Annotated in this window: 11 protein-coding genes; 7 read left to right on the top strand and 4 right to left on the bottom strand. The window is 34.5% G+C overall.

Annotated elements, in window-relative coordinates:
• The first annotated feature begins 20 nt into the window (after positions 1-20).
• Together AB4Y30_RS14695 and AB4Y30_RS14690 are read left to right on the top strand one after the other, a co-directional pair.
• Positions 21-848, top strand: coding sequence for a serine/threonine protein kinase (locus tag AB4Y30_RS14695; RefSeq protein WP_368652971.1), 828 nt, complete (start codon positions 21-23; stop codon positions 846-848).
• A 4-nt stretch (positions 849-852) separates the two neighbouring features.
• Positions 853-2,223: a type VII secretion protein EssB/YukC gene (locus AB4Y30_RS14690; protein ID WP_368652970.1), complete on the top strand. Its 1,371-nt coding sequence runs from the start codon at positions 853-855 to the stop codon at positions 2,221-2,223.
• Positions 2,224-2,592: 369 nt separating this feature from the next.
• Here AB4Y30_RS14690 and AB4Y30_RS14685 read toward each other — a convergent pair whose 3' ends face one another.
• Complete coding sequence (locus tag AB4Y30_RS14685; RefSeq protein ID WP_368652969.1) at positions 2,593-4,632, bottom strand: hypothetical protein; 2,040 nt, start codon at positions 4,630-4,632, stop codon at positions 2,593-2,595.
• Between the two features lie 467 nt (positions 4,633-5,099).
• Between AB4Y30_RS14685 and AB4Y30_RS14680 the strand changes: the two genes are divergently transcribed.
• The 4 genes from AB4Y30_RS14680 (at position 5,100) to AB4Y30_RS14665 (ending at position 9,667) form a co-directional block, all read left to right on the top strand.
• Positions 5,100-6,431, top strand: coding sequence for an FAD-containing oxidoreductase (locus AB4Y30_RS14680; RefSeq protein WP_368652968.1), 1,332 nt, complete (start codon positions 5,100-5,102; stop codon positions 6,429-6,431).
• Between the two features lie 102 nt (positions 6,432-6,533).
• Positions 6,534-7,757 carry a beta-N-acetylhexosaminidase gene (gene nagZ / locus AB4Y30_RS14675; protein ID WP_368652967.1) on the top strand — a complete coding sequence of 408 codons (1,224 nt, stop codon included), beginning with the start codon at positions 6,534-6,536 and terminating at the stop codon, positions 7,755-7,757.
• Positions 7,758-8,191: 434 nt separating this feature from the next.
• Positions 8,192-8,968 carry an alkaline phosphatase family protein gene (locus AB4Y30_RS14670; RefSeq protein ID WP_368652966.1) on the top strand — a complete coding sequence of 259 codons (777 nt, stop codon included), beginning with the start codon at positions 8,192-8,194 and terminating at the stop codon, positions 8,966-8,968.
• 27 nt (positions 8,969-8,995) lie between these two features.
• The gene (locus AB4Y30_RS14665) at positions 8,996-9,667 is read left to right on the top strand and encodes a hypothetical protein (protein ID WP_368652965.1); all 672 of its coding nucleotides are present in this window, start codon (positions 8,996-8,998) and stop codon (positions 9,665-9,667) included.
• Positions 9,668-9,738: 71 nt separating this feature from the next.
• Here the strand turns inward: AB4Y30_RS14665 and AB4Y30_RS14660 are convergent, their stop codons facing one another.
• On the bottom strand, positions 9,739-10,836 hold the full coding sequence (locus AB4Y30_RS14660) for a hypothetical protein (RefSeq protein WP_368652964.1): 1,098 nt from the start codon (positions 10,834-10,836) through the stop codon (positions 9,739-9,741).
• Between the two features lie 133 nt (positions 10,837-10,969).
• Here AB4Y30_RS14660 and AB4Y30_RS14655 point away from each other — a divergent pair, with 133 nt between their 5' ends.
• Positions 10,970-11,533: a hypothetical protein gene (locus tag AB4Y30_RS14655; RefSeq protein WP_368652963.1), complete on the top strand. Its 564-nt coding sequence runs from the start codon at positions 10,970-10,972 to the stop codon at positions 11,531-11,533.
• A 315-nt stretch (positions 11,534-11,848) separates the two neighbouring features.
• Here the strand turns inward: AB4Y30_RS14655 and AB4Y30_RS14650 are convergent, their stop codons facing one another.
• Positions 11,849-12,016 (bottom strand): hypothetical protein, encoded by a 168-nt coding sequence (locus AB4Y30_RS14650; protein ID WP_368652962.1) that lies wholly within the window; start codon positions 12,014-12,016, stop codon positions 11,849-11,851.
• 47 nt (positions 12,017-12,063) lie between these two features.
• Positions 12,064-12,321, bottom strand: coding sequence for a hypothetical protein (locus AB4Y30_RS14645; RefSeq protein WP_368652961.1), 258 nt, complete (start codon positions 12,319-12,321; stop codon positions 12,064-12,066).
• Between the last annotated feature and the right edge of the window lie 44 nt (positions 12,322-12,365).

The raw sequence follows: 12,365 nt of genomic DNA, 5'->3' as shown, positions 1-12,365 counted from the left end.
GGGGAAAGGAATGAAATCAGGTGCTTTGTATAAACGAGAGGCTTGAAGATAAATACTGTATCTTAAATAAATATGCAGAAACAAAAACTTCTTTAATATACGAGGTTTCTGATCATTCAAGAACCCCGAAAATACTGAAAGTCGCTAAATATTTAGATACACAAATTAATCAACAAATAAAAAATGAAGCGAAATATTTAGCTCGAATCCACCATCCAATGGTACCACAGTTGTATGATAAGTTTATCTATGCTGATAAATATGATTGCATTGTGATGGAAAAGATGCCAGGAATAACGTTATCTGAAATGGTTGAAAGAAAAAATGCATTCCTGTTATGGAGTGATATTATTGCCATAACCGAACAATTAGTGGAATTACTTTTATACTTTCATCAGTTGAAGAGACCAATCATGTTATTAGATTTAAAACCATCAAATATATTAATTACGGAAAGCTATTCGATTTATATAGTTGATTTTGGTAGTGCAACAGAAGTTGGCTCTGAGCTGCAAAATATATCTTTAGGAACAATTGGCTTTGCAGCACCAGAACAATTTGAAGTAGGCCAGGCAAGTCTGCAATCCGATTTATTTTCCCTAGGTGCGATACTATTCTACTTAATATCAGGTGGGAAAAATGTGTACACAGCTTCAATAGAGGAAGCTGTTATAATTCCGAACATTCCTAGATCTTATTTGAAGATGGTGGAGCGACTAACTCAGATGAATCTTAATAATCGATACCAAAGTATTACAGAAGTTGCGGCTGTATTTCATAACATAAAAATGTCGCGTACGGATAAAGTAGTTAATTATTTTCAAAAATTAGTAAGTCTCAGGAAGTGACTAAATGAGTATAACTGAAAAGAAAAATCAGATCATTAACTTAACATATCATGGTGATCTCGTGCAGGTATATGTGGATCGTGAAAATATGAAGATAATCGATGATGTTCAATTAGATGAATTATCTAAAGAGGATTCTTTATTTTTTCCATTAGAAAGTTTTGAATATGAAGAGCAGGGACTTCGCTTAGATTATAAAGCTCCACAAACATTTAAAATGTTAAAAAATATTGCGTTTACAGGTAAAGAACAGTTCCAAAAGATAGTTCAGCAAATACTTACAGTGGAAAAACTTGCAGGAACCCCTTATACACCATTAGTGACGAAAGAGAATATTTTTGTAGATGATGTAAATACTGTGAAATTCGCTTTTCGTGGCTTACGGATGGTAACTACAAATATAGAAATAACGCGAAGTGATATTTTTAATGATTGTAAAACAATTATTTGTGAACTATTTAAAGTTCATTTCAATAATGAACATATATTACATCAGTTACATCAATGTACGCACGCTGAGGAATTATTACATATAATAAATAATTTTAGTGATTCTAATCAAACGAATGAACATAACCAAGATTTTCAGCCTTTAAAAGAAAAAAATGAAAAACAACTAAAAAGTAAGACTACTAAGTTAGTTTTATTGGTGGGTATTATTGGGATATTAATTGGCATAGGAATAACCTATATGACAAAAATATCTTCTTTAAATGATAAAATAGAAAATCAAGAGGCTATGCTTGAAAAGCAAGAAGCTGCTGTAGAACAATTTGAAGCAGAAATTGTAAATTTTGAACAAAATGCGCAAGTAAAAGAAGAAATATTAAGTGCCTACCATGCTATCGTAAATGATGATGTAGAGGCAGCAATTAAAACATTGGAATCAATTGAAAATAAAGATGAAGAAACAGAAAAATTGTTATTATCACAGTACAAACAAAGCGGTACAGTTGAAAGCCTGACAAAAGCATTGGCTATGTCAACGGAAGAGAATGAAAGTGATATTATCCGAAGATTAGCAGTGCTTGGAAATGAAGAAGCAAATAAAATTGTATTAGATTATGAATCAAATAATCCTCAAATTTTAGCAGAGCAGGCATACTTAGGGGAGAACCACGAAACAGTTCTGCAAATCGCAGATGAGAGGAAAGATAATCAACGCATTGTTTATTTGGCAACAAGAAGCTTATTAAAACTCAAAAGACCAGATGATGCATTAAAGCTGGCACAGCAATTAGATAATAAAGCTTTACAAAAGGAAAGTCTACAATTAAAGAAGAAACAGATTAATGATGATGACAAATTAGAGGATGACGAGAAAAAGAAGCAGCTAGAGGCAGTTGACAAGAGTATTGAAAAACTTGATGAATAAAGTAAACATTTTTATGAAGGCTTGATAGGTAATGGATAGTAAGGGAAAACTAAGAATACTGGTTCTGAACAACAGGGAGTAATACCTACCAAGATGTCTACAGGAGGGACACTGCGTAAGAATAAGTCTTTCGTCTCCGGAAAAATACTGGAGATGAAGGGCTTTTTTAAATTATTATACAGAGGGGTAATTATGTTTCTGCAGAAAAAAACGAGAAGAAATATTATTTACCACAAAATCTATAGTTAAAATAAGATATAACATGAAAATAATCTTGTTGGATTTTCAAAACAAAAAACTTCCCCTAAAAGGGACAAGAAACTATAAGCCTTGCTACACCTTAAAAAGGGAAGCTCATCTTCTTAATCATTATTTCTCCATTGTTTCAGCTACGTCTATTAGTATTTGTTTAATATTTTCTTCACCAAGTTCTTCTTGGTATTCGTTATCTATTCTGTCTGCAGTAAGACGATAATAAAAATCACCATCATACATGACAAGCTCATGCATATCTTCATAATACGTTATTTCTTCCCAATCCGAAGATTCCACTTCTTCATGCTTTTCGCTTTGTGATTTTAGTGTATCTTCTGTTGAGGCAGCATATCCTATATTAAACTTCTTGTCATCTCTTGATTCAAATGTATGAAAAATTCGAAGCTCTGTTGTTTCCGTATTATAATTAATATGCTGTGTAGAAATATTTAGTTCGTTCATTGGTAGCTTTGTCGGGAATTTTATTTGATCAATCGGTAAATCAAATGGCGGATCATTTATTGTCTGAATGGAGTCGGCAATAGAATAGCTCGTTTCTTTATCAAAGTCTTCCTGCACAATTGTATAACAATCGCCATCTTTAGCAAAAGCTAATTCATGCTCCATGGTAAAATCATAATAATAGTACTCGATACCATCTTTTTCTATATCCTTTTCAAGATCATCTGCCGCACAATCTTTAGAGTTTGTGATATTACCATTCAAAAATGTCGAGTATTCAATTTCTTCTCGGCCATTTATTATTTCTTGTTCGTATCTATTCCCATACATACTATATTGTATTTCATCAGGTTCAAACGGGAACTGCGTTGGAAACTGTGCATCTACACTTTTCTCCCATCGCTTCTTATATCCCTCACGAGGATCTTCGTCGTAATCATTCAATGTGATAGGCTGATCAGTGTCATTGTCCTTATTTTCATCAACGTTATTATTTGATGCGTTCAATAGATTACCTCGAAATTCATCCTCTTCATAGCTATCAATATCTCCAAATGTGAATCGGTAAAATGTATAAGTAGTCTTTTCATCTCCATAGTCTATATCATAAACAAATAAGTGTTTACCATTGGAAGAGAAGCTGAAGTTATTTGCCGCCATGAAAAGCTTGTCCTTATCAATAGGGATTATTTTGTTCTCCTCTATTTCAAAATTATATAAGAACATTGCTTGCTCTTTAGCATCATAGAATACAATATTTCCATTATCATCAGGTGTAGAATAGCCTGAATAATCAAGTTTATCATATGCCTTTTGCTCACCAGATTCCAGATTGACAAATACATCATATTCCTGAAGTGGACCATTTATTCTGTTTTCTTTTTTATGGTATGTTGCATACTTGCCGTTTTCAGACATTTTAAAGGAGCTTACTCTAGTTTCTTCGTCTGTATCATCTATCAGTGGATGAAACTTTTCGGTAGAACGATCATATTCAAATACTTGTTGCTCAGTACTAATGAATATCTTCGAATCGTCATCCGTAAGTATTATGTCAACTAATCGGTCATCATCACTTATTTCACTTGCAACATCTACTTCTTTTATAGAAGCGTCTTTCAAATCATAAATTTTGAAGTAGCCTTCATGTTTTTGACCTAAAATAATCTCTTGATCATTCGTTATGGCCATTGCGTGTAATGTCGATGATTCATAGTGATCAAATGTTTGATTCTCATTCTCCTCGCGATAGATTACTTCTTCTTTATCAAAGTCGTACAAGGAGAACACTGTATTATCATTCGAGCAATTAAATACAAAGTAATTACCGTCAGGGGATAGCTCGCCATCAATGCAATGATCTCTTTCATTGTCTTCTTTCGCTAAATCTTCTGTGGAAATTAACGCTTTATCTGCAGTGATAACATATCGTTTACGGATGTCATCTCTCTTGTTTGTTCTGTTACCAGAAAAGATGAGCTTGTCACCCTCATATGTAGATTTAAAATTATACATGTCGAACATATCTTCGTTTGAAATTTCATAGGATGCCAACTCTTCTATGCTATCCTCAACCTTTTTCGTCGCCTCCTTATCTTCTGTATCTTTACTTTCCGCTTCCTTCGTTTCATTAGAACAAGCGGCTAGTAATGTAATAAGTATTACTAGCGGCAATAATAATTTTCTTTCCATATTATATTTCCCTCCATAGTTGCGTATTGTATCACAAGATAAAGAATAATTTCTATATTATGGAAAGGATTTGTGATAGGTTTTTACCAATTAGGAAGACATATTTTTTCATTATTCGTTGACATTCATTTCTAGAACTACATTTTTTAGAGCTCTAGGTCTTTTAAAACAAGCTCCTTTGATCGTTATTTTATGTACAGATAAAGAAATTCATATCAAATGTGACCTCCGACGGAAGGAGAAATAAATATAAAGTTTTAGTATTTGAGGGTTGCTTGGTACCAACATTTGAAACACCTCCAACTGAATCTACAGTATGTATGATTTTGCGGCTTTTCTTTAGAAACAAACTAGATAGGTTCATCAGCTTGAATTCTTACAGTAAAGGGTATAGCAACTAATAATAGACATATTTTAACTATTTTTGGACAGATTATTGAATACGATTAATGGGAGTGTATATGTAAATGTTAGTTTATGATGCAATAATCATTGGATTTGGTAAAGCAGGGAAAACTTTAGCTGGAAACCTAGCTCAAAAAGATTGGAAGTTAGCGCTAATTGAAAGAGATTCCAATATGTACGGCGGGACGTGCATTAATATTGCATGTATTCCTACAAAGGCGCTTGTGGAGGATGGATTGAAGGGTATTCCTTATCAAGAAGCGATAGAAAGAAAAGACAATGTGGTGGAAGTACTACGTGAGAAAAACTACAAAAGCTTAGCTGATAATAGAAATATTACTATTTATGATTCTGAAGCAAAATTTCGTTCTGATAAAGAGGTAGAAATAGAGTTAAATGGAAGTACGGAGGTTTTAACAGCTGAACATATTTTTATCAATACAGGTGCAATCAGCAATATTCCATCGATTAAAGGAGATCTAACCTTAGATAAAATCTATACAAGTACGTCCTTGATTAAGCGTAAAGAGCTTCCGCCAAACCTTGCGATTATAGGTGGAGGATATATTGGAATGGAATACGCTTCGATGTATCGAAGCTTTGGCTCCCAGGTCACGGTAATTACTCCTGATGAAGAACTCTTGGTTGGTGAAGATCATGAAATTACTGCAGAAGTTCAGAAGGAGATGGAAGAAAAAGGGATTTGTTTTATATTTGGAGCTAGAGCAGAGGAAATCAATGAGTTAAGTAAAGATGAGGTTTCGATTTCATTATCCAATGATAAAACGGTAAAGGCGAATGCAGTGTTGCTTGCTACTGGCAGAAAACCCAATGTGAAAAATCTTGAGCTTGAAAATACAACGATTGAGCTTACAGAAAAAGAAGCAATTAAGGTTAATAAACATCTTGAAACAACAGCGAATAATGTATGGGCACTTGGTGATGTACGAGGAGAAATGCAATTCACGTATATCTCGCTAGATGACGATCGAATTGTGGAGGACTATCTATTTGGCGATAAAAAATATACTTTAGAAAGTCGAAAAAATATACCTTATTCTATTTTCATTGATCCTCCTTTTTCTAGAGTAGGACTTACAGCGAAAGAAGCAGAAGAGAAGGGATATATTATCGTAGAAGGGAAGATGCCAGTTGCATCTCATCCTAGAGCGCATGTAATTAATGACTTGCGGGGAATATTTAAAGTGGTTATCGATAAACAGACAAATAAAATTCTAGGTGCCAGTCTGTTTGGACCTGAGTCCCCAGAAATAATTAATCTGATAAAGTTAGCTATGGATTTTGATATTCCTTATACGTATTTAAGAGATCAGGTATATAATCACCCAGTAATGACAGAAGCATTTAATGCCTTGTTTGCAGTAGATGGATAAAGACAGGCTTTCATTAAGCATACAACTGAAGTAGTCAGTAAAAGAACCCTAAAGCAAGTGGCCTATCTTAGAAAGTTATACACCAAGAATGGGGGAAGATGAATGAGAAAAATTGTAGGTTATTTACTTTTATTCGGTTTATTATTCCTTGTTATCTTTTTTTACTTTGTGATGGATGGTGAAGAAATGGATGAAAAAACAGCTGAAAACATGCCAAAAAAGAAGCATCCTATTTCTGAGTGGATTGATGATATGACTTTAGATGAAAAAATAGGGCAATTGATGTTCGCCGGGATTGATGGAACAATGATGACAGATGAAACAAAACGCTTGATTAACGATTATAAAGTAGGCGGTATCATCCTGTTTTCTGATAATATTGAAAGTCAGGAACAGACATCAGCATTGTTAGAGGAAATAGAGCATGAAAATGATCAAAACAATACACCACTTTTCTTAGGTGTCGATCAAGAGGGAGGCAGGGTTGTAAGGCTTTCAGAAGAGGTTGAAAAATTACCCACCGCAGCATCAATCGGAGAGCAAGATAATTTGGATTTGTCATTTGAATTCGGTGAGCTATTAAGCAAACAAGTTCAATTGTATGGTTTTAATCTTGATTTTGCACCTGTACTTGATGTAAATAGCAATCCAAATAATCCGGTGATTGGTGATCGTTCGTTTGGTACTAGACCAGAAATAGTAGGGGAGCATGGTGTTGAAGTGATGAAGGGAATTCAATCTGAGAATGTGATTCCAGTCATTAAACATTTTCCAGGTCATGGCGATACAGATACAGATTCACATCTTGAGTTGCCACAAGTTAATAAAACCTTACAAGAATTAGAGGAACTTGAATTACTACCGTTTAAACAGGCCATTGAAGCAGGTGCTGATGTTGTCATGACAGCACACATTTTACTGCCGGAGATAGATCCGGATTATCCGGCCTCCATTTCAAAAAATATCATTCAGGGTGTACTACGTGAAGAACTGGCGTTTGATGGGGTTGTAATGACAGATGATATGACAATGGAAGGGTTGACGAATCATTTCGATATTGGTGAAGCGGCTGTCCAGTCGATAAAAGCAGGAACAGATGTTATTTTAGTCGCTCATAACTATGAGGATATCGCTACCGTTTTTAATTCATTAAAGGGTGCTGTTGAAAATGGTGATATTACAGAGGAAAGGTTGAATGAGAGTTTAACACGTATCCTACAGTTGAAAAAAGAATATCATTTAGAAGCTGAAAAGAAATTAGATTTTTCAATAGAAAATCTCAATAGCGACATTGAAGAAATGCTCAATGCTTATGGTTTAAGATAATGCGAAGACAAATAACATAGATCTCCCCATTCAATAGGATGGAAATAAATAGCTGTTCTTAATGCATAAAAAGACCGGCCATGCTGGAACATGGATCGGTTAGCAATAGACTGAACCCCGACAAGAGGGGTCAGGCGGCGAGAAGAAATAATCCCTCACGAACCTGCTAAAGTGCATGAGGGGTTATTTTTTATGGTTTTTATTCTTTTGAAAACTTTCATTTTTGGACAAATTCAACAATGTCATTGTCTATTAATAAAACTCACTTGATTTCTAAGTTGGAAAAATTTGATTATCTAAAAAATGGAAATGTAGTCGGATAGGACGCGAGATAAGTGGCATAATTTTATCATCAAAAGGATACAATATTTTCAAGAAAAACTACTCTTAATTTCTATTTTTCTGCAAACAAACGCGGTGAGGATGAAAATGACATGAAAGAATCCCAATCTTTTCGAAAACCAGTTATTTTACTAAATATTGATTCATTGATGAGCGGCCCATTGGAAGTAGCTACCCAAACAGGACGTGCTCCTGCCCTACAATTTTTAATGGAAAACGGAAATTATATATCTAATATGGTAACTTCATTTCCAACCATGTCTGTAACCATTGACAGTAGTCTCTTGACAGGTGCATATGCGGATAAACATCATATTCCAGGTTTAAACTGGTTTGATGATTCGGAAAACCAGTTTATTAACTACGGTACGGGTTTTCGTGAAACATTTCGAATGGGTATGCGAAAATCTGTTCATAATATGCTGTACCGATTAAACAATGAACATTTGAGTAGTGAAGTCACTACTATTTATGAAGAATTGGCTTCTAAGGGGATTCCCTCGGCTTCTATTAACTCCTTTGTCTATCGAGGAAATACTCCTAAACGTTTGCGTGTTCCGCGGCTACTTAGCACGTTGACTCATTTTGAAGATGGTAAGTGGATAGCTGAAGGCCCATCTATCCTCTCGTTAGGTACTTTTTCAAAGTTAAGACCATGGAGTTTTCCGACGAAGATAGCTGCAGGAAATCGTAAATATACAGCCAAGGAACTCCGATATTTAATTCGTAAAAATAAACTACCATGGTTTACTTTCTGTATCTTTCAGGATATGGACACCCGGATTCATTTTAAAGGTCCGATGGATATAAAGGGGATTACTAAAATAGACAAAGAAATACAAAAAACATTGAATTTATTTTCAAGTTGAGAGGAAGCGCTTAACCAGAATGTCTGGTTGATTATTGGGGATAACGGTCATTCTCCAACAGGTTACAAATATCGAGAAGTTGTTATTGATTTACGTAAATTGCTGAAAAAATACCGTATAGCACGAATTGAACGGCCAGTACATAAAAGTAATCAGCTAGCCTTTAGTGTGAATCAACGTATGGCTTATATTTATGTGCTTGATGAAAGTCTCTCATTGCTGCCTATTATTCAAATGCTAAAAAAGGATCATCGTATCGATATCATTGCTTGGAAGAACGAAGATGGGATTTCAGTAAACATTGAATCGGGGTTGAGAAAAGGTTCATTGCGATATAGCCCGAATGGAGAGTATAGAGATGTGTATAATCAAACATGGAACGTAGATGGAAATCATGAACTTCTTCAATTGACCTCGTCTAATCAAAATATATTGTCCTATGGAGATTACCCAGACGCGTTAGCACGTTTGTATGGTGCATTACACTCTCATTCGGGACGATTCATTGTGGTGAATGCGAAGCCGGGCTGTGAATTTAAAGCCCAATCTACGCCTTTTCATCTTGCAGGTGCAGCACATGGATCCATACACAGACAGGAATCACTGGTACCATTGATAATCGCAGGTACAGATGAAAAACCTTTGTTTCCACGTTTTGTAGATATTAAAGAATTTGTGCTTCGTTTAATTGTTCAATAAAGTAGATAATGCCTTACTCCCACGTAAATATTGGGGTAAGGCTTGTTTTTTATTATCTAAACAGCTTTTGATTAAACAATAAAATTTCTAATGATATTTGACGTATTATGGTCCTCCAAAGTTTGATTAAAACTGTCTACACTTTTATAAAAGTGTACCAATTTATTTTGTAAGTAATGAATTACAATTTTTTCTATGTTCATGGAAGAACTCCAGTTATCTAAATGGAATACAAGTCCTTGTTCCTTTAAATACTCTAGATTGTATTCCTCTTGTCCTGGCAATACTTCATAGACAAAGATTGGCAATCTCTTCCATAAACATTCTGCAACCGTAACGCCACCGGGTTTAGTAAGAATCGCGTCTGCTTTCTCATAGAAGCTATTCATTTCTTCCTTTGAATCTATATAGGGGATGGGGAGGATGTGTGGGTGATTTAATTTGGTTAAGTAATCAAAAAGAATCTGGTTTTTTCCACAAAGCACTTTATACTGTATCGTTCCAGATGGGATTAACCGATGCAGTAACTGTGAAATGGAACCTATACCTAAGTTTCCGCCACTGATTAGAATAACCGGTTTACTTTTTTTAATAGATGGTTTAGCTTTTTTAAAAACAGGGTGAATGGGGATTCCAGAAATGAAGATCTGTTGTTCCTTGACCCCTTTATGTATTAACTCTTGTTTGACACGTTGAGAAGGAACAAAGTGATAATCAATCTGATCGATTCCCCATAAATTATTAATGAAATAGTCAGTATACACATTAATTACCTTTCCTGACCAGAGTTTTTCACTTTTTAAGCAATTTAGTATATGGGAAGGAAGGGCGTGCGTACAAAGAATGATATCTGGATTTACTTGCCTAAGTAAATGAAGAATTTTTTTATAAAATAACCATTTATAGGTAAGTATTAGTCTGTTGGTTTTAGCATTTTTCACAGCAGATTTTTTATACACTTTGCTGTATAAGTGTGGTAGCTTATGAATCCATTGTAAATAGACAATCGAAATCAAAGTTTCTGCTTTGCCATAGCAATAGGAGAGAATCTCTACTTTTTCACATTGAAACACTCCTGAAAATTGTTCTAACTCCTCTTTGATACAATCGGCTACATGGTGGTGCCCAGATGGAATTTGTAATAATGGCATAAAGAGAACTCGATACATATACTACGCCTCCTTACAAATTAGTTTTTCAAGTAAACTCTATTTTATTCCCAGCCTTTAATTACCAACATAAGTTCAAATCAATAGAGGCAAAATATAACGGTAAATGAAGATTTAAGGAGTATAGTAGGACATGAATTTAAATATTAGAAGAAATTGCTTATTCTTTTGGAATTTAATTGACACGCTATATTTTCGATTTACTAGGCTGAATTATGTAGAAGACAGGGATGGTAAACGAACTATTATGCGTGTTCGATTAACGAAGTATAAAGGAAGGACCTTAACATTAGAGGATGGAACAATAATCCATAAAAATGATTTGTTGTTAAAAATACATCTTCATAATGCCGAATTGTTGAAGCAATTCCAAGTCTATAATAATGATATTCGGAGGGCAATGATTATTTATAAGAAAGTAAAGGATATACTCCCCTATTTAGTGCAATATCTCGAGACAACTGGTTATAACGATAGAGTGAAAGGAATGATAGGTATTACATCGCTGTATAAAGGATGTCGTAAATTAGGTTTTGAGGTATATTCAATACAAAACCCATATTATAAATGGTTTAAACAACTTGCTTTATTCTCTATCCATTTCATTTCATCATCAACATTGTCAAAGAGTATGCCTGAGCCTAGATATTTACTTATGTCGAAGGACACATTATATCAGAAGTACTTTACCTCATAAGGAAGACCATCCTAAGTAGATGGTCTTTACTTACGCTTTTTATTGAGTGAGAGAATGGGCGGAAATGAAACCTTTTGCTTTTGGAGGAGATTATTTGGATTGAAAACGCACAACACGTAAACTCATCCCTTGTCTTAGAAGTATTAAATTGAACTGGCAATTATAGTTTTGTCTGGCTCCAGTACCAAGCAATGTATAAACTGCACACTCCTTCAAAGGATAAATCAATATCAAATCTCTACGTTTGCTATGTTTCTTTTATCTCATTACTAGTTAGTGTGTTGCTAAATGGGAGTTGTTGCCTTTGTTCCGCAATTATTGATTTTGCTCTTCTTTTAGTTCGTTATCTCTTTGATCACGTTGTTCTGAAGGCTCTTCAGTTGGATCAGGCTCCTGTTCATCATTAGGTGTACCACACCCAAACAATAATCCAGTAGAAAGAATTGCTGTAAGAGAAGCTAATAGAAGTTTTTTAAATTTCATTGTATTCACCTGGTTGAATTTTTTATTATTTAATTTCTGATTACCCATTATTGATTATTTAGGTTATTGGTTTCCCCTTGTTGCTCTGGTTTATCAGTGTCTAACACACTTGATAACTGTTGCATGTCTTGGCTAGTGGTTCCCAAGTTCTGCACGAATTGTTGAGCTGCTGGATTATTCATTGCATTTGAAAGTTGCTGAGGTAAACGTTGAAACGTTCCGTTTTGAATTCCTTTGCGTATTCCATAAATTGTGGCACCAGCAGCACCTACAGCTAGTAAAGAAGTAATCACACGGTTATTCATTAAAGTCATCGTCCTTTTTATGGTTATTTAGATTCAAAAAGTAA

The sequence above is a fragment of the Ornithinibacillus sp. 4-3 genome (assembly GCF_040958695.1).
In the GTDB taxonomy this organism is placed as follows: domain Bacteria; phylum Bacillota; class Bacilli; order Bacillales; family Amphibacillaceae; genus CALAMD01.
This window is presented reverse-complemented; position numbering and strand designations above follow the sequence as displayed.